We start from the raw sequence: 20,889 nt of genomic DNA on the forward strand, positions 1-20,889 counted from the left end.
TGATTTTTCCGCAATCCGCGGATTTAGGTTTCCTACAGATTAAAGTGCTTTTAGTATAGCATAAATTATTTGCTTTTATAGCTATTTTTTATAGTAAGATTAATTTTACGCACAAAAAAACCAACCTTGTTGAAACAAGATCGGCTTTCTTTAGGATTGATTCGTTGAGACCTTTGAACGCTCTCGCTGGGGTATGATCGTTGCCTACTGTCCAATCAAGCCGACAACAAGTCCTAAAACGATCACTCCTAGAAACCCATTCACAAGGTGCAACCCGACTAATTTGCGGGACTGTCCCGAGTAAACAGCCATCACGAAGGTGGCGACCCCATAAACCCCTAACCACAATAAGCAAGCGACTTGCAAGGAGGTCATCAGCCAACCATCATGATCGAATTTTGCAAACCAATAGACGACTTGATAGGTCGCTTCTGATAAGAGGATCCCACCAACGATCGTGCCGCCAAAGGTAAAGAGCATGTCACCGGTCGTCATCTGCTGATCAGCCATCTTCTCTGTCATTCCTGATTCTTTCGCCCAAAACTTGCCCCACTTATGCATCGGGTTGTAAAGCAGACTTTCCACCACGACCCAGCTGAGGGTGCCGAAAATCAATGTCCAAAAATTAACCATTTTCGTTTTCTCCTACACTTTATTTTATCGTCACATTCCTGAGAAACGAAGAAACAACCGAACGCGGGGTTCCTTCCCCATCAGTTTATGTCTTAAGGGACGTTTCTTCAACTTTTTTCACTGGTTTCCTCAATTTTTCGATGGTTCCAATAAAAACTAAGAAAAATGATCGTATACAATAGTGCGGTGAAGCCAGTGACCGCCAATGGGTTAGTGATCAAAATACCGACAAACAGCAAAATCAGTGCAAGGATCGCCCCACTCAAGAAAATCGTATAGCCCATTTTCTTCTGCTTGCGTACCAAAACAAACGCAGCCGCACTGATCAACAACCAAATCAGCAATACAGTATAAGACAGGGAGCCTGCTAGATAATTGAAGAGTTTGTCGCCTAAAAAGTAAGAAAGAACGACCCCAAGATATAAAGTACCGCTGCAAAACATGATCGCTCGTTGGGGCACGCTGTTTTTATTCAGCATCGTAAAGCGGCTTTTTTTCTGGCCATTGTTGCTTAATCGGAAAAACAACGTTCTTGAAGAAGCATAGACTCCAGAATTGATTGACGAAAACAAAGCCAAAATAATCACTAAATTGACGATGTCGGAGGCAAACGGGACATGGATTTTTTGAAACACCATCACAAAAGGACTGACATTTGGATCGGCTAATTGATTCCACGGATAAATGATCAGTAAAAGAAACAAGGGAATGATGTAAAAAGCGGCAATCCGAGTCATCACTCCTTTGATTGCTTGCGGGATCGCTTTTTTGGGATTTTCCGCTTCACTGATCGTAATGGCTACTAACTCAGAACCGCCGTACGAATAGATTACGACCAGTAAAGAATTGATAAACCCTTTGATGCCATGGGGGGCAAAACCACCATAGTCTGTCATTTGTCTCATCGTCGGGAAAAAGCCCAAATCAAAGACTTGCGTGGCAACCAGATAGAGACCCACCAAGATCAACGCGATCACCACACTGATTTTGGCCCAGGAAAGCCAATATTCTGTTTCCGCAAACAAGCGAACCGAAAACAAATTGATGATGGTCGTGAGTAGTGCCAAAATCAACACAAAGATCCAAGCTGGAATATTGGGAAACCACAACTGCAAAAAGCTTGCGGCAGCGACTGCTTCGGCGATGATGTTGATCATCCACATTGACCAGTAGATCCAGTCGATGAAATCGGCTGTATGCACTCCGAGATATGGCTGGACTAAGCCCGAAAGGCCATGTTGTTTTTGGTCAGATAAGACCAACTGTCCCAGTCCTGTCATGACGACAAATAAGATCAGCCCGCAAAAAATAAACGCCAGCAAGACCGCAGGCCCCGCTAACTGGATCGCTTCACCGCTGCCTTTGAATAGGCCAGCACCGATGGCGCCACCTAGTGCCAACATAGTGATATGTCTGGTTTTCATCTGCTTTTTTAATTGATTTTTTTCTGTCATAGGTTCCTCCTTGAAAACCGTTGATCCTCCATACAAGGTGATTCTCTCACTGTTGCTATTTTTAATTATATGAATGATTTTTTTTAACTACCTCATAGAGAATACCAGACGCTTCTGCTATTGCAACGAAGAATTGAAAAAAATATCTATTTTTTCTGAAAATTCTATCATCCTCTAATCTTTTTCACCTAAATCAAATCTTGGCGAGCTTTAATCTAAGTGAACGCACGAAAAAAGCCATCTCCCAACTTGCGGGAAATGACTTCCTGTCCTTTTTTTCAAGCAGGCTTGATGATCAATGAGTCGTAACCAACTCGGCTTTGACGGCGTCAGGGAGATCTTGCTCGGTCACCTCTTGATACGACTCCACATGTTTGCCCTTTGCATCAAGCTCTAGGTAGGCATTTTCTTTTAGCTTTTGTGGTGCCCAAAACGTGATTTTTATCTTTTGCCCATCTTCATTGACTCCTTCTTGTGTATATTCGTAGGAATCGTGTTCTTGCAACACGCCATACTCGTCGGATGTTTTGACATAGACTTTTTTCTCCGGTACGAACGGATTGAAACGATCCACCAGCTGAACCAGTTCGCTGGAATCATCTTTCGTAAAATAAGACCATGTAACCAATGTGACGGTCCCGATCGTTAACACGAGCAGGATCATACTAATTGCTTTCTTCAAGTGATTGTCCTCCGTTTTTTCTATCTACCTTCAGTATAAAAAAACAAGCGATAAATATAATCAAACTTAAGTCGTATTTTTCCGTCGGTCATTGTGACTAAGGTATCAATGAAATATTTCTGCTTTTTCCAACCTCAATGTATAGACAAACAACTAAGTTCTCCTACAAAAACGTCCCTTCTCACAGGAAGACCAGACTGTTTAATAAGTATCGTGATTTTTCATTCTTTGTAGTAAACTAAACTGCAACAACTTACTTTTAAATACTCATGATTGAAATCTATAGAAAATCGAGGTGCCCCATGCTAGAAATCAAACTGATCGATCAAAAACATCAAGCTGACATCCGCTTAAAAAACGAACCCTTCTCCTTATGGGGGAAAATGCTGCCGTCTTATAATGAGGGCAGCTGGCAGTACACGATCTGTAAATTTGCATCCGAAGACATTCAGACGATGCGTTTCCCCGATGAAAATTATTGCTATGACGAAATGAGCCGAAACAGTCTGTTTATCGGTGCTTATGATGATGGAAAATGCATCGGCTTAGCGATTGTTCAAGACGCTTTTTTCAAGTATCTGCACCTCTATGACTTAAAGGTCAACACAGACTACCGTAAGCAAGGAATCGGTCAACTACTGATCCACCAGGCACTGAAAGCGGCCCTTGCCAAAGGCTATCGCGGCATCTACACACAAGCGCAGGACAACAATCCTTCTGCCTGTCTGTTCTACTTGCGAGCAGGCTTTCGTATCGGAGGTCTGGATACGGAAGTGTACAAAGGAACCAATCAGGAAGGCAAAAGTGACATTTTGTTTTATTTGGATGCAGCGGAAACGGCAGGCAAAAAATAGCTGAAAAAAGAAAAAAATTCCTCCTGCCAGATGGTACACTTAAGGCAACAATGTTTTAGAAGGTGAGGAAGAAGAATGTACGTAGGATTTGATGTTGGCGGAACAAGTATTAAATATGGTGTTTTAGATGAAAGCGGAGTGATCCTTGAAAAATCAGCGATCCCTACTAGCTATGAGCCAGCCCAGTTTTATCAGGATCTACTCACGATCATCGAAGATGCCCAGAGCCGCCACACGATTGATGGCATTGGGATCAGCGCCCCGGGGATCGTTCAAAAAGACGGCTTTATGTTAACTGCGGGCGCCATCAAATCGTTATATGGCGAAAATTTCAAAGCAGTCTTGGAAGCGCGTACAGGTTTGCCTGTGGCGGTGGAAAATGATGCCAATGCAGCAGCGATCGCTGAAAAATGGATCGGCAATGCGCAAGAGGCTGCCAACTATTTGTGTCTTGTCCTAGGCACAGGTGTAGGCGGTGGGATCGTGATCAATAATCAAGTCTACCGAGGTGCTCATGGCATGGCTGGTGAATTTGGCTGGATGGTGATCGATCAGCTGCCAGAAGAAGGCAATATCGAGGAAAGTTCCATCAATAAAAAAACTGCCGTCGTGGGCGGCTTGATTCGCCTCTACAATTTAGCGGGGGCAGCAGATCCTGGCTTTGAACCCACCCAAGACGCCAAAGAGATTTTTGACCGCGCGCAGCAAGGCGAAGCGTTGGCGCTGAAGCTGACGGACCAATTTCTGACGGATCTGTCTGTAGGGCTGATCAATTTGATCAGCTGCTTTGACCCAGAATTGGTATTGATCGGCGGCGGCATCAGTGCCAATCCTTATTTCTGGGAACGCCTGCAGGCTCGCTTGACGATCACGGAAACACGGCATGAAGCGATCAATTATTTGCGCGGACAAACCATCGCACCTGTTCGTCCAGCGAAGCTGAAAAACGACGCCGGCTTGATCGGCGCAGTCTATCAGATCCACCAACAGCTGCACCGTTAAAAGTTCGGATATGCTATACTGGTGTAAATTGATTATCTAGGACAGCGAGGAACCAGCATGGCGCTTTTTGAACAATTAAACTTGAACAAGCTCTCTGCGGTAGAACAAGAAATCTACCGTTTTATCGTCAATCACTTAGAAAAGATCCCGTATATGCGTGTGCGCGACATTGCCGATGATGCTCATGTCTCTTCGACTTCGGTCTTTCGTTTTATTCAAAAAGTCGGCTTTCAGTCGTTTCCAGAATTTCGCTTCTATATCAAAAATCATTTAGAAAAAGCCCATTTTGATGCGCACCCTGAACACTTAGGTTTAGAAGCGCGCATCAAAGGCTTGAATATGCAGATCTTCCACCCTGATGCGGAATACCAAATACGAAAACTCGCCGAAGCGATGCGGGATGCCGATTTGATCTTATTTATGGGGATGGGGGCATCTGGTGCGATCGCGCAATACGTTGCCCGCAAACTAGCCAGCCTCGGTTACTTTAGCATCAGCATTGATGAGCTGACCTACCCGATCAAAAGCTTTTTGCGAAAAGATCAAAAGAATGTTTTGGTTTTTTTGAGTGTCTCTGGTGAAACCAAAGAACTGATCGAAGTCATTACCGGTTTAGACAATCAGGCGATCGTGCAGAAGTACTGCATTACCCCCAATCGGGAAAGTACGTTGGCACGCTTGTGCGATTATTCGATCGAGTATGCGATCAAAGAGGAACGCAAAGACATCTTTCTTGATTTGACTAGTCAACTGCCTTCAGTAGCGATTTTAGAAACACTGATCGGCTATTTGCAAGATTATCGTACCCATTCTTGATGGTTCAGTTTACTGAACCATCTTTTTTTGTAACACTGTGTTCCAGCTGCGGAATTTTTTTCATTTCTTGAGAGATATGTACGGAATCCGTATCCGCTTACTTTTAGTCGTTTACATTCGCTATAATGATGGCATCAATTAATGAAAGGTGTTATTATTATGCAAAAATTCAATGACCTGTTAGACCGCTCGTTGGTACCAATCGCAACAAAGTTGAACAATCAACGCCACGTAGCAGCGATTCGAGATGCGTTCATGCTGATTTTCCCACTGACCATCGCTTCTTCTCTCGTTATTTTGGTCAACAATATTTTATTTTCCAATGAGAGTTTCATCGTGCAATTATTTCAACTGAATCGACTTTTCCCAAATCTGGAAAGTGCCCAGCAAGTCCTAGCTTCCGTGGCGAACGGGACCATCAACATTATGAGTTTATTTATTGCGTTTCTTGTTGCCCAACTTTTAGCCAAGCATTTCCAAGCAGATGCTACGCTAGTTGGTTTGACAAGTGTCGCTGCCTTTATGATCTTGTACCCGACCTCGTTTGCAGTAGATGATGTCAATGTGATCTCTACACAATATTTAGGCGCCCAAGGGTTGTTCGTAGCTATGATCGTGGCTTGTTTGGTCGGTGAATTCTTACCGAAGCTTTTCAAGGTCAAACGATTGCAGATCAAAATGCCTGAAATGGTACCACCAGCTGTTTCCCGTTCCTTTTCTGGCATGATTCCGATCGTGATCATCGTGGCAGTCACTGCTTTGATCAATTTCTTAGTTTTGATGATCGCACCAGAAGGCATCAATGAACTGATTTACAACGGGATCCAAAGTCCATTGCGGGATCTGGGGGGCAATGTCGTCGGTGTCTTGATCTTGGCGTTCTTGCAAACTACGTTGTTTGCGATCGGGATCCATGGACCAAATACTTTGAATGCGGTTCGTTCAGCGATTTTTACCGAACAGGACCTAGCTAACCTAGACTTTATCAACCAAGGCGGCTCCTTGTGGGACGTTCCTTACAAAGAAACTTGGGGCGTTTTAAATGATATGTTCGCAAATATGGGCGGTACTGGTATGACATTGGGCTTGATCATTGCGATCTTCATCGCTTCAAAACGTCCAGAACAACGTGAGATTGCTAAGATGTCCTTAGTTCCAGGAATTTTCCAAATCAATGAGCCGATGATCTTCGGTCTACCGATCGTCTTGAATCCAATCTTGATCATTCCGTTTATTTTGACGCCAATGGTCAATATTTTAGTGGGTTATTTTGTCACTGTTGTCTGGCCGATCATGCCGACCCCAGCGATTGGGGTACCATGGACGACCCCCGGAATCATTAATCTCTTTTTAGGAACTGGAGGAAATGCGATCGCTGCGGTTGTCGGTGTCGTTTGTCTTGCGATTTCGGTCTTGATCTATTTGCCATTCGTGATCGCCTCTAACCGTTCCCAAAAAGTAGAATTATAAGCAAACGAATGAGTCGAGGAGGAATGAAATTTATGTCCGCAAAAATGCCAAAAGATTTTTTATGGGGCGGCGCGATCGCTGCCCATCAAGCAGAAGGCGCTTGGAATGTTGCTGGCCGTGGAATGAGTACCGCTGATGTTATGACGGCCGGCGGCAACGGTATTCCCCGTAAAATCACCAAAGGCGTCATTGAAGGAGAGTATTACCCGAACCATGAAGCCATTGACTTTTATCACCGTTACAAAGAAGATATCCAGTTATTCAAAGAGCTGGGCTTGAAATGTCTACGGACATCGATTTCTTGGAGTCGGATCTATCCAACTGGAACAGAAGAAGAACCAAATGAAGCCGGTCTCCAATACTACGATGATCTTTTCGACGAATTGCAGGCAAACGGCATCGAACCCGTGATCACTTTGTCCCACTTTGAAATGCCTTATGCCCTCTATGAAGAATTTGGTGGGTTTGCTAACAAAGAAGTGATTCCCCTCTTTGTCAAATTCGCCAAGACTGTTTTTCAACGGTATCGTGACAAAGTAACGTATTGGATGACCTTCAATGAGATCAATAATCAAGCAGATGGGCAAGAGCCGCTGCACGTTTGGACCAATTCTGCCATGATCATCGAGGATGACAGTCAAAAAGAAGCACTCGTCTTTCAAGCGGGCGTCAATGAGTTGATTGCCAGTGCGGCAGCGGTGATCGAAGGCAAAAAAATCAATCCAGATTTTCAAATTGGCTGTATGATGGCCTATGTCCCAGTCTACCCCTACTCTTGCGCACCCGCTGATTTGATGGCATCCGTCAAAGCCAATGAACGGCGCTATTTTTACAGCGACGTCCACGTACGAGGCAAGATCCCAACCTATGTGCAAAAATATTGGGCGAAAAAAGGCATCACGATTGAGATCACGCCCGAGGAACAAGCGCTATTAAAAGCGGGAACCGTTGATTATATTGGGTTCAGCTATTACATGTCAGGAACGATCTCAACCCTTAATGAAGTGGCTGGCACACCAACTGAGGATATCCCAGGAGCAAAAATCGTGAGTAATCCTTATATCAGTGCTTCTGATTGGGGCTGGCCTATCGATCCAGTCGGGTTGCGCTATGTGTTAAATACGATCTATCAACGCTATGACTTGCCGCTATTTATCGTAGAAAATGGCTTTGGTGCTTATGATCAATTAACCGATGAGCAGCAAGTCCATGATGACTACCGCATCACTTACCTGAAAGAGCATATCGAACAGATGGAAAAAGCGGTGGTTGAAGATGGTGTACCGCTATTAGGTTATACGCCTTGGGGGATCATTGATATCGTCAGCTTCGGCAGCGGCGAAATGGAGAAACGCTATGGCATGATCTATGTCGACAAAGACAATACTGGCAAAGGAACCTTGAATCGTTTGAAAAAAGATTCCTTTGCGTGGTACCAGCAAGTGATCGCCTCTAATGGTGAAACGCTCTAATTACTGCTTCCATAACTAACGTACAAAAACCGCCCCTCGTTGCGCCATACTCCTTTTCACATTAGGAGCCCGGCAACGAGGGGCGGTTTTTTTATTAAAGAGGGGCGCCATTGCGAGGATGGCTTTTCTTATCATCACTAAACACTACCTCAATGCTGTGGTACACTATAGCTATTCATTTACTTTCACTTTAAGGAGGAGCTGCATGAAGCCGATATTTCGTTCGATCCAATCTCAAGATGATGCGCCCTTAGCCGCTATCATTCGCAAAAGCTTGACCGACCACCAGTTGGCGGTTCCAGGGACTGCCTATTTTGATCCCGAGTTAGACCACTTAAGTGAATTTTATGCAGCAGATCCTGCTAGCCGCCATTATTTTGTCGTCACTAATGAATCGGGTACCCTTTTAGGCGGCGGTGGTCTTGCCGCTTATGATTCAGAAGGGAAAATCGCCGAGCTGCAAAAATTTTATCTCAGTGATGCTGCCAAAGGGCAGCGCCTCAGCTATCCCTTGCTGGCGAAGATCGAGGCCAAAGCTGTTGAACTAGGTTATCGGCAACTCTATTTAGAATCCCATCATTCTCTAGAAGCAGCCTTGCATGTCTATCAAAAAGCCGGCTATCGCGCATTGTGTCAGCCACTATTGGCAGCACAGCATACCACGATGGATCGCTTTTATGTGAAAACACTCGCTGAAGAAAACGAATAGAAAAGCAGCCGTTCCTTGATCGCTAGGAATGGCTGCTTTTCCGTTATCCTTGTCCATAATAAGCATGTTCGCCATGCTTGCGGAAATAATGTTTATCCAGCAAATAATCAGCGATCGGTGTTCGATCCAAGGTCAAAGCTTCGGTACCTAATGCCATTTCTGCGACCTCTTCTAAAACAATACTATTGCTGACCGCTTGTTCCGCAGATTGCCCCCAAGTAAAGGGACCGTGTCCCGCTGTGAGGACAGCTGGGCATGCAAGTGGATCTAATCCCCGCTTTTCAAACGTCTCGACAATGACTTTGCCAGTTTCTTTTTCATAGTCTGCCGTTACCTCAGAGGCCCGTAAAGGTCGTGTGCAAGGGACACTACCATAAAAAGTATCCGCATGCGTCGTTCCATATGCAGGAATGTCTCGCTGTGCTTGCGCCCATTTTACCGCATTTGTCGAATGCGTATGGACGATCGCCTTGACGCCTTCGAAGTGCTTATACAATAGCGCATGGGTTTTGATATCCGAGGAAGGCTTCAACGCCTTCGCCTCTTTCGGCGTTCCCGCTAAGTCGCAAACTACCATTGAATCAACCGTCATCGTCTGATAATCAACACCGCTGGGTTTAATGACGATGATCCCTAAATCTCGATCGATCTCACTGACATTTCCCCAAGTTAGCTTTACTAGTCCTTCCTCAGGCAGTCTCTTATTGGCTTGATAGACTCGCTCTTTCATCAATTGAAGCTGATTGATCAAGGTAACCGACCTCCTTTAGTTTTGGTAATAAAAATGCTTTGGCTTGTTCGATTTCCGCAATCGGGTCAGCGCTCGTCTCACTCCACATCTCGATGACAAAAGAACCGTTATAATTCAACCGCTTCAGCGTGCGTAAGCAGCCATCAAAATCAACACACCCAGTGCCAAACGGTACTTCTTTAAACTTTCCTCGAAACTTATCTGAAACCGCCAATGTATCTTTCAAATGAATCTGGGTTATCTCGCAAATGCCTTTTTCTAATTCATAACCGACATCATTTTCTGGCCAGGCCGATAGGTTCCCGACATCTGGATAGACTTGTAGATAGGGCGAAGGGATCTGCTCCTTGATCCGTAAATACTTTGAGATAGAATTTAGAAACGGATCATCCATGATCTCTAGTGACAAAACGACACCCTTTTCAGACGCCCTAGCGACCGCTTCTTTTAGATTGGCAATGAACCATTCTCGGCTACAAAGACTTTTTTCCTCATAGTACACATCGTATCCGGCTAATTGGATGCAGCGAATACCCAAATCTGAAGCCAGGTCAATGGCTTTTTCCATCAGATGCATCGCGTGCTTGCGCTTTTTTTCATCGATCGAACCAAAGGGAAACCGCCGATGTCCACTGAGACATAAAGACAAGATTTTGATCCCCGAGGCATAGATTGCCTCGACGATCTCTTTGCGTTGCTCTTGGTCCCACTCTAAGCGTGCCAAGCGTTCATCGGTTTCATCAATGGACATTTCAATGAAATCGAAGCCTCGGTCTTTGACAAACTGCAATCGTTCCGACCAAGAGAGGGTTTTGGGTGTTGCTTTTTCATATAGACCGATCAAACTCATGGAAAACTACCCCCAAATCCGTAAAATCTCTTGCTTGAAATCAACTGCTGCTTGTTGCGGATCGTCAGCTGCAGTGATGCCTCGTCCTGTGATAAAGGTATACACATCAATGCCAGCAAACAGAGCCAACGTCTCGACGCTCAATCCTCCCGTGACTGACACTCGAAACCCCATATCGATCAATTTACGGACTTTCGTTAAATCTTTTTCTCCCCATGTTTCACCAGCTAACAGTGCGTCACGACTTTGATGATAGATAGCTTGTGAGATGCCGGCATCTAGCCACTGCTGTGCTTGCTGGTAGGTCCAGTCACCATATAATTCTACTTGGATCTCAGCAATTTCTTTTGCCGCTGCCTTCATTGTTGGGATCGTTGCTGCACAAATCACGGTCATATAATCCGCGCCAGCTTGCTGGCAGTTTTTGGCGACCGTCCCACCGGCATCGGCACATTTTGTGTCTGCTACGATCAACTTTTCCGGATACATCGCTCGGAAGCAGCGTAGGACCTGTGCTCCTTCTTGCAACAGTAAAATAGTTCCTGCTTCAATGATATCCACCACATCGCCAACTTTTTTGATATCAGCCAGTGCACCAGCTAAATCGGAGTGATCGCAAGCGATCTGCAGTTTTGGTATACTCATGAAATTCCCCTCTCTTTTGTTCGATCATCTTTTTGTTCTTGTCACGTCCTGATGCACTACTCCTTCGAAAGACCCGCTTCTCTGACCCGCTCAATAATTTCTTTAGGGGACATCACATTTCTTACCCCGATCACTGTTACGCCCTTTTCTTTGGCTTTATCGAACATATTGACAAAGTTCATTGGCGTAAAGACCACATCGTAATTCTTGGCGGTGCTTTTGCCTTCAGAAATCGCGCAATGATGAATAGAGGTGATCGTGATCCCTTCTGACTTCAAAGCTTTTTCGACACTCCGCATCATCATCAAACTTGTTCCTGATTCATTTGCACAAGATACCAATACTCTCATCTTCTTTTCCTCCTAAGAATTCATTATTTTTGTTTTTCTACATACGCATCATAATCATCTACGATCAAGAAATACCCTTCTGGATCTCTGCGGTACTGCAACTGTGGAATCACTAATAAGATCACCACTACAAGAACCACACCAATGATGCCTAAGAATTTCATCAATACTGTAAAGAATGGCCAGACGGTCGCCCAGTCGAACATTCCAATATAGCCGCCATATTGAGACAATCCTACCCAAGTAGCGATCAATGCCGAACCACCGATCTGAATAATGCCGGATAAGAATGGGAAGAGACAAGCCGCTTTGATGCCTCCGCGGTTGTTGGCAAAAACGGCGATCGCTGCGTTATCAAAGAACAGTGGGATAAACCCAGCAATGACGATCGTTGGTGAACGGAACAAAATCAGTAAAGCAATCATTAAGAATTGTCCTAATGCACCGAATAAAAAGCCCACCGTCACGGCATTTGGCGACCCAAAGGCAAAGGTTGCGGCGATATCGATCCCTGGAACAGCACCTGGTAAAATCGTATTCGAGATTCCTTGGAATGACTCGGTCAATTCAGAAACGAAGGTGCGGACACCTAATTGAAGAATTGCTAAATAGACGGCAAACATTAGTGATGTTTGTAAAATATAAAATAAGAAACTTTGTCCTTCTGCCATAAATCCTGCTGTTATTAAATAATCTTGTCCAAGCGTTACCAAAATGATACCGAAGAAAAAGAGCATCAAAATCGAAGTCGATACCATATTTTCATTGAAGACTGATAAAAAACCGGGTAGTTCGACATCTTCTAATTTGCGGTTGGATTTGTTCTTTTTGAAGCGTTCCGCAAGTCGTGCAAAGAAGTAAACACCAAACATCTGTTGATGGGCAATCGCAAAACCAGCACCTTCCGTCAAATCTTGACAGATGCCAACGGTCAAATTGGACCCCACCGCCCAATAGCAGCCTAAGATCAAGCCCATGACAAGTAAGACTTCGATTCGACCCAGGTCTGGGAAACAGAATAGCAGCAGCCAAAAGGCCGTTGCGGCTTGCTGTACTTGCACATTTCCAGTAGTGAAGACGGCCCGCAGCTTCGTATATTTTTTGAAGCGAACGAGTAAGATATTAAAAACAAAGGCAATCAATAATAAGAGCATCGTGTCACCAAAGGTGCGTCCAAATCGTTCTTCAATGCCGGCGGTGATCGCATTTTGACCAAAATACGGGTCAGTGACCATCGCATCTAATTCAAAACGCTCCTTAAGCCCCACCAGGATCGGACGGAAATTATTGACCAATCCACCAGAGCCAATCGTCAAAATCAAGTAACCAACGGTGGCCTTGAAGAAACCTGCAACACATTCAACAAACGGCCGTTTCAATAGTAAGTAACCAATCAGTACAATAAAACCGATCAAAAAAGCTGGCTGCATCAAAATATTCTGAGCAAAGTAATCCCAGCATCTCAATAAGAAATCTCCTACCATTTCCATCTAATCCCTGCTTTCTTTTTGGTCATATTTCTCCATCACCGCTTCAAAATCTGCCATTGTTTTTACACCTAGTAAATCTTCCACCAGCCCTTCTTCCATCAGCATTTCGGATAAACTAGCGATATTGTTCATATGTGCTTCAGCGTTTTTGGCAGCGAGCATAAAGAACAACTGCGCCTCTTTGTCGGGGTCATCATCTTGAAATGAAACGGGGGCTGGAAAAATCGTCAATCCGATCCCCGTTCCTAAGACACCTTTGCTTTCTGCTGAAGAATGGGGCATGGCTACTTTGGGAATGATCACAATATAAGGACCGTATTGATGAACATCCCGAATGACATCTTCAATATACTGATCCGTGATCAACGCCTTTTGCTTTAATCCTTCGCCACTCGCCCAGATAGCGGCTTCCCAATCTTCGGGCTGTTCATGATTAATCGCAACCAACTCATTTTCATAAAAATAACGCAGCATTACCTTTGCTCCTTTCAAATTTGGCTTTTGCAGCATCCCCCCTTCTTTTATAAAAAAGAAGGGAATGGCGTATCATTATCGACCGAAAACACATCTTTGAAGCCGCGATAGAAATTAAATTCAAGATCGTCTTTATTCGTTGGGTAGGTAAATTTGCCGCCAACTTGCCAAATATACGGTTTAAACTCATAGTGCAAACGATCTTTTTTAAACTTCCAAATCTCAGTGATCTCCTTTGGATCAGCCATAAAATTGGACCAGATATCATAGTGTACAGGTATCACTACTTTGGCATTGAGGGATTCTGCCATCCGCAACATATCGACTGAAGTAACCTTGTCGGTGATGCCCCGCGGGTTTTCGCCATATGCACCTAAGCAAACATCGATCTTGTACTGATTCCCATGTTTAGCAAATACATTCGAATAATGAGAATCTCCAGCGTGATAAATCGCCCCACCGGAAGTCTCAAACAAGTAATTGACTGCGATACGATCCATGTCCTGTGGCATTTTTCCTTTCAAGCTGGTATCCGGATCTTCACAAGTAATTAGAGCGGTTCGATCGAATGCTTCTAAAGCGACGATTTTCACCTGCCCAATGGTCACTTCATCCCCTGGTTTGACCACGATGGTTTTTTCTTCTGGTATTCCCCATTTCAACCAAGTTGCAACGACTTCATGGGGACCGACGAATTTTGCTTCTGGACAATTTTGATGGACTGCAGCTGCGGTATTGATGTCTAAATGATCGGAATGAATATGGGTCACCACTAACGCATCCACTCCTTTGATTTCAAATGGATCGATCACAAAGGGCTGCGTCCGTAAGTTAGGCTGCATTTCCTGTACACCACTCATCCGCATCATTTGATGGCCTTTTTTCATTTGCCCATTCCCATGACTGCGTTTGCCAGTGCCGCACCAAAGGTCGCATAAAATGTTGGTTCCTTCCGCACTCTTTAACCAAATACCCGTACAGCCTAGCCACCACATGGAAACTGTGCCTTCTTTCACAAGTTCACTTTCGATCTCCTCGTTTAAATAGGTTCCCCATTCTGGAAACGTATTTAACAGCCAACTCTCTTTCGAAACATCATTTACGTGTACCATCTTTGTTCCTCCCTTGCTTATTTACACCTTGATTCTAACATATAGAAAAACGCTTTCAATCAAATTTTATGTTAATTTATCTTATTTTATGTTAATTTACAGAGAAATAAATGTGATTATTTAATATATATGGTAATGTTTCTGTGATATGTTAAAATGAGTTCGAAAGAAGAAACGATAAAAAAATGGCAGTTTCTAAACGACGGCTGTGCGATTATCCCGCGAATTCGTGAGAAAGAGACACGTGATTTTGCTGCACAGGATAATTGCAAGCTGGACAAATGATAGAAGACAATAATAGAAAAAAGTGCATGTGAGGAGGAAGTATCGTGAAACGTTCCAATGAAGAAGTGAGGCAAAGAAGAAAACAATTGATCGATTTGATAAAAGCATCTGGTCTTTCTGATGTGAGGACCCTCAGTCATCAGTTGGGAGTATCAGAGATGACGATCCGCAGAGACTGTACTGTCCTCAGTGAGATGGGTCAGATCAAACAAACCCACGGAAAAATCGAATACTGTGAAGCTTATGAAGATGAAGCACATCCCACCGACTCGATCGAGTACATCAAAGATCGACTGGCCAAAGAAGCGGCTCGCCAAGTAAAAGATGGCGATACCCTTTTCGTCAATACGAGTACCAGTGCAGCTCAAACGTTGCGCCATCTCACAGACAAACGAATCAGTTTGCTGACGAACAACACGAGTGTGATCCAAATGGAACACCATCCAAAATCAACGATTGTTTTAAGTGGTGGCGAAATACGTTACCCTAAAGCGGCATTGTCAGGAGACATCGCCGTGGAGTCATTTTCTCACGTTCGTTCTGATGTTACGATCATTGGCTGTAGTGGGTTAGATTTACAGACCGGCATTTCCACTTCAGTAATCCACGAAGCCAAAGTCAATGCGAAAATCATCGAAAATTCTGGCAAGTTGATCGTTATCGCGGATTATCGCAAAATCGGTAAGCAATCCAATTTTACGATTGGCGCAATTGCGGATATCGATCTGCTGATCACCGATCATTACTCTGATCCCAAAGTCATCGATTTGATTGAGCAACAAGGTGTTCAAGTCATCCAAGTACCCGTCTAACCTTCTTTACCGCTAAAAAAAGCCCGACAGTTGATCTGAAAAGCCACGCCTTGCTGCCTCTTCCAACAGAAACAGCAAAGCGTGCCCTTCGATCAACCATCGTGGCTTTTTTCGTTAAACAATCGTGCGCTTCAAACGTGCTTTATGGGTCGTGCCTCTTGTGAATTAGAGCCGCAGCAACCAAATCAATGCAACAGCACCCACGGTTTGGACGGCGCCAACGGAAAGACCATAGAATAAAAAGCGCGGGCCTTCTTTTAAAAACTTGCGGAAATCCAAGCGCAAACCGATGGCTGCCAACGCCGTCGTTTCAAACCACGTACTGATAAAATGAGCGCCCTCATTCAACCAGCTAGGCAGCGGTAAGAAGCTGTTCAAGATACAGATGGTCAAGAAGCCCAACACATACCAAGGGATCGGCAGCCGCAGCTTGCCTTTGGCTTTGGTTTTGGTGGGGGTCTTTGTCGTCATTCGTTCAAAAACAATGACGACGACTGCCAACATGATGATGCGCGCGATTTTAAAGAGCATCGCGTATTTGACGGTGTCGGCATCAATCAAACTAGCCCCCGCCACGACTTGTCCGACGGATTGCAGCGTGCCACCAAGTAAGGCGCTTTTTTGCAACAGATCATCGCCGTATAAGCCCAATGCTAAAAACGGCAGCGTCAGCATCATCACTGTTCCTAAAAGATTGACCAAGGTGATGATCTGCCCTTTTTCTTCATCATCGGCATCAATGGCTGGTGCGATCGCCGCAATCGCAGAGGATCCGCAGACAGCATTGCCGCCTGCCATCATCAGGCTCATCTTTTGATTAAAGGCCATTTTTTTCCCTATCAAATAAGCAGCGGTAATGACCAAACTCATCATCAGCAATATAAAGAGAAAGCCCCGAAGGCCCATTTCACTGATGGTCTGGAAAGTGACGGTAAAGCCCAGCAAAACCACCGAATATTCCAAGAGCCGACTTTCCGCAACCTTCGTTCCGACTTGATAGCGTTCTTGCTTGAACAGTGTATTTCCTAAAATGATTCCTAATAAAATAGCAAGGGTTGCTCCCCCTAATTTTGGTACAGCCAAAGCCATGATTCGGGCGGTGACGGCTACCGAAAAGGATAGGAACAAACCGGGAAGTATCAAAGCTGTTTGTCGTTGCTTCATTGCTTTCATCCTTTCATATAACATCCATTATACACAGATTGACCGATCAGTAGGATTTATTGGTATAATAGTTATGATTGAATTTTCTAATGGAAGGGATTGCAATGTTAAAATTACTGGAGACCTTCAAGATGGTCTATGAAACGAAAAATTTTTCGAAAGCTGCCGAATTGCTGTTTATTTCGCAGCCCACGGTTTCTGCTCAGATCAAGCAGTTGGAACAAGACCTGGATACACCGCTTTTTTTACGCAATGGTCGCAAAAACGTGATCGCCACGCCCCAAGCAGAGTACCTTTACGAAAAGGCACTGAATTTATTGGATGAGTGGTCGACGATCACCAGCGAGATCCATACCAACACGCAGCATCAAAGCCACTGTGCCCTAGGCATCTCTCATACCTATGCGATGGCCTTGATGCCTGACTTGATGATTGCTTTATACAACGCCTTTCCCACGGTGCGTTTTCGGGTATCGATGATGAACTCCGCTGAAGTCTTAACAGCCCTTGAACAACATCAATTAGATTTAGGGATCATTGAAAAACCCTTATCTGCACCAAGTATTTTGCGTTTCCCGATTTTGAAAGATCAGCTCGTCTTAGCTGGTGATCCCCAAGTCGGTCCTTGGCTCGTTCGAGAAGCGAGTTCTGGTGTCTACTATTACACTAAGCGCTATCTAGAGGAACAAAATATTCAAGGACCGATCATTGAGATCGCCAGCAATGAATTGATCGTCGCTTTACTGAAACAAGGCTTCGGCTGTTCGATCCTTTCCAAGCGAGCCGCCTACGGCATTGGCTATCAACTGCTGGATAAAAATTTTGAGCGGCAATTTTACCTCATCCAGCGCAAAGCCGTCACAGAACCAGCCATCGAGGGTTTGCGGACCTTCATTCAGGAGTGGTCGCAAGAGGATTCCTTGCAAGCAGAAAGCAAATAAATTCACTTGTTTTTAAGGGAGGAAACCACCGCCTCGTGGGATTTCTTAACCTTTTCTTACGATTACGCTTCCTCGCTGCCGATCTGGCCCGTTTGATTGTTTCTTAAGAAATTTGTGCTAAAATGAAGAGTACTGGCTATGGGCTCTAATGTTCCCCTTTTCGGTGGATCTTAGACCGCCCTTTGACTACTTTTGCAGTTCGTGAGCAAACCAGTAAGAAAGGATCTTGAAATGAACGAACAAATCAAGAACAAATTAGCGCTGCTTCCTGACCAACCCGGTTGTTATTTAATGAAAGATAAAAATAACAAAATCATCTATGTTGGGAAAGCCAAAATTTTAAAAAATCGTGTCCGTTCGTACTTTACCGGCAGTCACGATACGAAAACCGAACGGCTCGTTCAAGAAATCAATGATTTTGAGTACGTCGTTACCGAATCAAATACGGAAGCCTTATTGCTGGAAATCAATTTGATTCAAAAAAACAAACCGAAATACAATATCATGCTAAAGGACGACAAGTCGTATCCTTTTATTAAAGTGACCAAAGAGCGCTATCCGCGTCTGATCATCACTCGTAAAGTTTTAAAAGACGGGGCTTTATATTTTGGCCCTTATCCTGATGCACGAGCAGCCAACGAAACCAAACGGGTGCTGGATCGCCTCTTTCCATTGCGAAAATGCGGTCCTTCTCAAAAGCGGCCTTGTCTTTATTATCATTTGGGTCAATGCGTCTGTCCTTATGTCAACAATGTAGATCCCAAGGATTATCAGAAGATCGTTGATCAAGTCAAACACTTTTTCCACGGCGGTCACGTCGATATTTTAAAAGACCTGAAAGAGAAGATGGGCGAAGCCATTGAAACGTTAGAGTTTGAACGAGCGGCTGAGCTGCGGGATCAGATCCAAGCAATCGATACCGTCATGACGCGACAAAAAATGACTCTGACAGATCTGATGGACCGTGATGTCTTTGGCTACAGTGTCGACAAAGGCTGGATGTGTGCCCAAGTCTTCTTTATCCGTCAAGGAAAGCTGATCGAACGAGAAGTCTCTTTGTTTCCTTTCTACAATGAAGCGGATGAGGATTTCTTGACCTTCGTCGGCCAGTTTTACCAAAAGAATGAGCACTTCATTCCCAAAGAAGTCTTTGTTCCGCAAAATGTCGATGCTGCCCCATTAGAAGCGCTGCTGGAAACCAAAGTCCTGCAGCCCCAACGAGGCGACAAAAAGAAATTGGTCGATTTGGCCAATAAAAATGCCCGCATTGCCTTGGCACAAAAATTTGCGTTGATCGAGCGTACTGAAGAACGGACGATCGGTGCAGTGGATCGTCTAGGCGAAGCCATGGGGATCGCAACACCTTATCGGATCGAAGCCTTCGATAACTCCCACATCATGGGGACCGACCCAGTGTCTGCAATGGTGGTTTTTGTCGACGGGAAGCCGTTTAAAGATGATTATCGGAAATATAAGATTCGTACCGCACAAGGCGGCGACGATTATGGCTCTATGCAAGAAGTCATCTACCGCCGATACTCTCGTGTCCTAAAAGAAAACCTGCCTTTTCCTGATCTGATCATCATCGATGGTGGGAAAGCCCAAGTCGGTGCCGCCCAAGAAGTGCTGTATAACCAGCTAGGTTTAGATATTCCCGTTGCGGGTTTAGTGAAGAACAACAAACACAAAACCAGCGAGTTGATTTTCGGGGAATTTTTAGATCCGATCCAGCTGGAACGCAATTCTGTGGAATTCTTTTTGCTGCAACGGATCCAAGATGAGGTCCATCGTTTTGCGATCACCTTCCATCGCCAACTGCGCAGTAAAAACAGCTTTTCTTCCAAACTGGATGAAATTCCTGGCTTAGGACCAAAACGCAAGCAACAGCTGATGAAAACCTTCAAGTCGTTAAAAAACATCCAAGCAGCTTCCGTGGAAGAGATCCAGCAAGCTGGCATCCCCAAAGCCGTTGCGGAAACTATCTTAGCCAAACTAGGTGATCAAAACCAACCCACTTCTTAAGTCAAAACAAAAACGCTCCATAGCCAACAGTAGCTATGAAGCGTTTTTTCGTTGAAGAAGCATTTTGTAAGCCGTTACTTTTTGCGGTGCTGTAACAGATCAGGCTTCATGTCTAACATGGAATATCCCCGAACATCATACCGATTGCGGCTGCAGGAATAGTCCACTGGACGTCCCGATTCTAAATAGATGATCTGTTCTAATTCCAATACTGGGTCATCTACTTGGCACGCTAAATAGGTTTGATCGTATTCATCGCTTTTGGCAGCCTGAAAGGTCCGATAAGCGCCAGCAAATTTGTAGCCTAAATCTTGCAGTAGATAGTCATAGACGGATTCTTCCAAGATCTCTTTCGTCAAACCGCTGACCAGATCCAACGGCATATAGGAATGCTCGAGTATGTATGGATTGCCTTCTAAGATCCGCAAACGGATCACATGATAGATTGGTTGTTCGGCAGTGATCTGAAGCATCTCTTGAATTCTTGTTGTAGGAAAACAGACTTCAAAGGTGATGACTTGGCTAGTCAATGTCCGTTTTTCTTGTTTCATCTGATAGCTCAGGCCTTTGTATTCTGTCACCGATGAGGTATCTTTGCCCCAAAAGGAATGATTCAAAACTTTGGTCCCTAAGCCGCGCTTTGTCAGCAGCAAGCCTTCCATAATCAGGATATTCACCGCATTTTTAATCGTCATTCGGCTGACGCCAAACTCTTCCACTAACTCTGTTTGATAAGGTAAAAGACTGTCTTTCGGATAAGTTCCGTCCTTGATTCTTTTACGCAGAACATCTGCGATCTCCATATATTTGGGCATTTTGCCACCTCCAAAACGTGTGTTGTATTGTATTGATTGAAAAACGATAAAAGAACCGGCCAAACGAAAAGAGTGTCATCACACCA

At 44.5% G+C, this 20,889-nt stretch carries 21 protein-coding genes; 9 read left to right on the forward strand and 12 right to left on the reverse strand.

What is annotated here, in order from left to right; genetic code table 11:
• Positions 1-204 precede the first annotated feature (204 nt).
• The 3 genes from IGJ15_RS15140 to IGJ15_RS15150 all read right to left on the reverse strand — a co-directional run bounded on the left by IGJ15_RS15140 (position 205) and on the right by IGJ15_RS15150 (position 2,751).
• The gene (locus IGJ15_RS15140; protein WP_010748575.1) at positions 205-633 is read right to left on the reverse strand and encodes a DUF1761 domain-containing protein; all 429 of its coding nucleotides are present in this window, start codon (positions 631-633) and stop codon (positions 205-207) included.
• A 107-nt stretch (positions 634-740) separates the two neighbouring features.
• Positions 741-2,087: an amino acid permease gene (locus IGJ15_RS15145; protein ID WP_081116136.1), complete on the reverse strand. Its 1,347-nt coding sequence runs from the start codon at positions 2,085-2,087 to the stop codon at positions 741-743.
• 295 nt (positions 2,088-2,382) lie between these two features.
• Positions 2,383-2,751 (reverse strand): YxeA family protein, encoded by a 369-nt coding sequence (locus IGJ15_RS15150; RefSeq protein WP_034695268.1) that lies wholly within the window; start codon positions 2,749-2,751, stop codon positions 2,383-2,385.
• Positions 2,752-3,071: 320 nt separating this feature from the next.
• Between IGJ15_RS15150 and IGJ15_RS15155 the strand changes: the two genes are divergently transcribed.
• The 6 genes from IGJ15_RS15155 (at position 3,072) to IGJ15_RS15180 (ending at position 9,092) form a co-directional block, all read left to right on the forward strand.
• Complete coding sequence (locus tag IGJ15_RS15155; protein WP_010748572.1) at positions 3,072-3,623, forward strand: GNAT family N-acetyltransferase; 552 nt, start codon at positions 3,072-3,074, stop codon at positions 3,621-3,623.
• Positions 3,624-3,698: 75 nt separating this feature from the next.
• Entirely contained in the window at positions 3,699-4,625 is a 927-nt protein-coding gene (locus tag IGJ15_RS15160; RefSeq protein WP_010748571.1) for an ROK family protein, read from the forward strand.
• A gap of 57 nt (positions 4,626-4,682) precedes the next feature.
• Entirely contained in the window at positions 4,683-5,441 is a 759-nt protein-coding gene (locus tag IGJ15_RS15165; RefSeq protein ID WP_010748570.1) for a MurR/RpiR family transcriptional regulator, read from the forward strand.
• A 159-nt stretch (positions 5,442-5,600) separates the two neighbouring features.
• Positions 5,601-6,911, forward strand: coding sequence for a PTS sugar transporter subunit IIC (locus IGJ15_RS15170; RefSeq protein ID WP_010748569.1), 1,311 nt, complete (start codon positions 5,601-5,603; stop codon positions 6,909-6,911).
• A gap of 32 nt (positions 6,912-6,943) precedes the next feature.
• Complete coding sequence (locus IGJ15_RS15175; RefSeq protein WP_010748568.1) at positions 6,944-8,383, forward strand: 6-phospho-beta-glucosidase; 1,440 nt, start codon at positions 6,944-6,946, stop codon at positions 8,381-8,383.
• A 205-nt stretch (positions 8,384-8,588) separates the two neighbouring features.
• On the forward strand, positions 8,589-9,092 hold the full coding sequence (locus IGJ15_RS15180; protein WP_010748567.1) for a GNAT family N-acetyltransferase: 504 nt from the start codon (positions 8,589-8,591) through the stop codon (positions 9,090-9,092).
• 43 nt (positions 9,093-9,135) lie between these two features.
• Here the strand turns inward: IGJ15_RS15180 and araD are convergent, their stop codons facing one another.
• From araD to ulaG, 7 genes are read right to left on the reverse strand one after another with little or no spacing between them, the layout of a single operon-like run.
• A complete protein-coding gene (gene araD, locus IGJ15_RS15185; protein ID WP_016609058.1) occupies positions 9,136-9,822 on the reverse strand; it encodes an L-ribulose-5-phosphate 4-epimerase AraD in 687 nt (228 codons plus the stop codon).
• Positions 9,794-10,693 (reverse strand): L-ribulose-5-phosphate 3-epimerase, encoded by a 900-nt coding sequence (locus IGJ15_RS15190; RefSeq protein ID WP_010748565.1) that lies wholly within the window; start codon positions 10,691-10,693, stop codon positions 9,794-9,796. The genes araD and IGJ15_RS15190 overlap by 29 nt, the downstream gene beginning before the upstream one ends.
• A gap of 6 nt (positions 10,694-10,699) precedes the next feature.
• Positions 10,700-11,338, reverse strand: coding sequence for a 3-keto-L-gulonate-6-phosphate decarboxylase UlaD (locus IGJ15_RS15195; protein ID WP_010748564.1), 639 nt, complete (start codon positions 11,336-11,338; stop codon positions 10,700-10,702).
• Between the two features lie 56 nt (positions 11,339-11,394).
• Entirely contained in the window at positions 11,395-11,688 is a 294-nt protein-coding gene (locus IGJ15_RS15200) for a PTS sugar transporter subunit IIB (protein ID WP_430599201.1), read from the reverse strand.
• Positions 11,689-11,711: 23 nt separating this feature from the next.
• Complete coding sequence (locus IGJ15_RS15205; RefSeq protein WP_010748563.1) at positions 11,712-13,178, reverse strand: PTS ascorbate transporter subunit IIC; 1,467 nt, start codon at positions 13,176-13,178, stop codon at positions 11,712-11,714.
• Positions 13,179-13,652: a PTS sugar transporter subunit IIA gene (locus IGJ15_RS15210; protein ID WP_010748562.1), complete on the reverse strand. Its 474-nt coding sequence runs from the start codon at positions 13,650-13,652 to the stop codon at positions 13,179-13,181.
• Positions 13,653-13,699: 47 nt separating this feature from the next.
• Entirely contained in the window at positions 13,700-14,764 is a 1,065-nt protein-coding gene (gene ulaG / locus IGJ15_RS15215; protein ID WP_010748561.1) for an L-ascorbate 6-phosphate lactonase, read from the reverse strand.
• A 329-nt stretch (positions 14,765-15,093) separates the two neighbouring features.
• Between ulaG and IGJ15_RS15220 the strand changes: the two genes are divergently transcribed.
• Complete coding sequence (locus IGJ15_RS15220) at positions 15,094-15,861, forward strand: DeoR/GlpR family DNA-binding transcription regulator (protein WP_010748560.1); 768 nt, start codon at positions 15,094-15,096, stop codon at positions 15,859-15,861.
• A gap of 165 nt (positions 15,862-16,026) precedes the next feature.
• Here IGJ15_RS15220 and IGJ15_RS15225 read toward each other — a convergent pair whose 3' ends face one another.
• Positions 16,027-17,049 carry a YeiH family protein gene (locus IGJ15_RS15225; RefSeq protein WP_034695264.1) on the reverse strand — a complete coding sequence of 341 codons (1,023 nt, stop codon included), beginning with the start codon at positions 17,047-17,049 and terminating at the stop codon, positions 16,027-16,029.
• 65 nt (positions 17,050-17,114) lie between these two features.
• On the opposite strand from IGJ15_RS15225, the gene IGJ15_RS15230 reads away from it, so the two are divergent.
• Together IGJ15_RS15230 and uvrC are read left to right on the forward strand one after the other, a co-directional pair.
• Complete coding sequence (locus tag IGJ15_RS15230; RefSeq protein ID WP_081116142.1) at positions 17,115-17,966, forward strand: LysR family transcriptional regulator; 852 nt, start codon at positions 17,115-17,117, stop codon at positions 17,964-17,966.
• A 231-nt stretch (positions 17,967-18,197) separates the two neighbouring features.
• Positions 18,198-19,988 carry an excinuclease ABC subunit UvrC gene (uvrC, locus tag IGJ15_RS15235; protein WP_010748557.1) on the forward strand — a complete coding sequence of 597 codons (1,791 nt, stop codon included), beginning with the start codon at positions 18,198-18,200 and terminating at the stop codon, positions 19,986-19,988.
• 74 nt (positions 19,989-20,062) lie between these two features.
• Here uvrC and IGJ15_RS15240 read toward each other — a convergent pair whose 3' ends face one another.
• The gene (locus tag IGJ15_RS15240; RefSeq protein ID WP_005226685.1) at positions 20,063-20,803 is read right to left on the reverse strand and encodes a GntR family transcriptional regulator; all 741 of its coding nucleotides are present in this window, start codon (positions 20,801-20,803) and stop codon (positions 20,063-20,065) included.
• Positions 20,804-20,889: the final 86 nt, after the last annotated feature.

This window comes from Enterococcus sp. AZ079 (assembly GCF_050547255.1).
GTDB lineage: Bacteria > Bacillota > Bacilli > Lactobacillales > Enterococcaceae > Enterococcus_D > Enterococcus_D casseliflavus.

What these genes read in the sequence shown, in the direction of transcription:
- IGJ15_RS15140 (WP_010748575.1), bottom strand. Translation starts at nt 633, where the DNA reads ATGGTTAATTTTTGGACATTGATTTTCGGCACCCTCAGCTGGGTCGTG.
- IGJ15_RS15145 (WP_081116136.1), bottom strand. Translation starts at nt 2,087, where the DNA reads ATGACAGAAAAAAATCAATTAAAAAAGCAGATGAAAACCAGACATATC.
- IGJ15_RS15150 (WP_034695268.1), bottom strand. Translation starts at nt 2,751, where the DNA reads ATGATCCTGCTCGTGTTAACGATCGGGACCGTCACATTGGTTACATGG.
- IGJ15_RS15155 (WP_010748572.1), top strand. Translation starts at nt 3,072, where the DNA reads ATGCTAGAAATCAAACTGATCGATCAAAAACATCAAGCTGACATCCGC.
- IGJ15_RS15160 (WP_010748571.1), top strand. Translation starts at nt 3,699, where the DNA reads ATGTACGTAGGATTTGATGTTGGCGGAACAAGTATTAAATATGGTGTT.
- IGJ15_RS15165 (WP_010748570.1), top strand. Translation starts at nt 4,683, where the DNA reads ATGGCGCTTTTTGAACAATTAAACTTGAACAAGCTCTCTGCGGTAGAA.
- IGJ15_RS15170 (WP_010748569.1), top strand. Translation starts at nt 5,601, where the DNA reads ATGCAAAAATTCAATGACCTGTTAGACCGCTCGTTGGTACCAATCGCA.
- IGJ15_RS15175 (WP_010748568.1), top strand. Translation starts at nt 6,944, where the DNA reads ATGTCCGCAAAAATGCCAAAAGATTTTTTATGGGGCGGCGCGATCGCT.
- IGJ15_RS15180 (WP_010748567.1), top strand. Translation starts at nt 8,589, where the DNA reads ATGAAGCCGATATTTCGTTCGATCCAATCTCAAGATGATGCGCCCTTA.
- araD (WP_016609058.1), bottom strand. Translation starts at nt 9,822, where the DNA reads ATGAAAGAGCGAGTCTATCAAGCCAATAAGAGACTGCCTGAGGAAGGA.
- IGJ15_RS15190 (WP_010748565.1), bottom strand. Translation starts at nt 10,693, where the DNA reads ATGAGTTTGATCGGTCTATATGAAAAAGCAACACCCAAAACCCTCTCT.
- IGJ15_RS15195 (WP_010748564.1), bottom strand. Translation starts at nt 11,338, where the DNA reads ATGAGTATACCAAAACTGCAGATCGCTTGCGATCACTCCGATTTAGCT.
- IGJ15_RS15200 (WP_430599201.1), bottom strand. Translation starts at nt 11,688, where the DNA reads ATGAGAGTATTGGTATCTTGTGCAAATGAATCAGGAACAAGTTTGATG.
- IGJ15_RS15205 (WP_010748563.1), bottom strand. Translation starts at nt 13,178, where the DNA reads ATGGAAATGGTAGGAGATTTCTTATTGAGATGCTGGGATTACTTTGCT.
- IGJ15_RS15210 (WP_010748562.1), bottom strand. Translation starts at nt 13,652, where the DNA reads ATGCTGCGTTATTTTTATGAAAATGAGTTGGTTGCGATTAATCATGAA.
- ulaG (WP_010748561.1), bottom strand. Translation starts at nt 14,764, where the DNA reads ATGGTACACGTAAATGATGTTTCGAAAGAGAGTTGGCTGTTAAATACG.
- IGJ15_RS15225 (WP_034695264.1), bottom strand. Translation starts at nt 17,049, where the DNA reads ATGTTATATGAAAGGATGAAAGCAATGAAGCAACGACAAACAGCTTTG.
- IGJ15_RS15230 (WP_081116142.1), top strand. Translation starts at nt 17,115, where the DNA reads ATGGAAGGGATTGCAATGTTAAAATTACTGGAGACCTTCAAGATGGTC.
- uvrC (WP_010748557.1), top strand. Translation starts at nt 18,198, where the DNA reads ATGAACGAACAAATCAAGAACAAATTAGCGCTGCTTCCTGACCAACCC.
- IGJ15_RS15240 (WP_005226685.1), bottom strand. Translation starts at nt 20,803, where the DNA reads ATGCCCAAATATATGGAGATCGCAGATGTTCTGCGTAAAAGAATCAAG.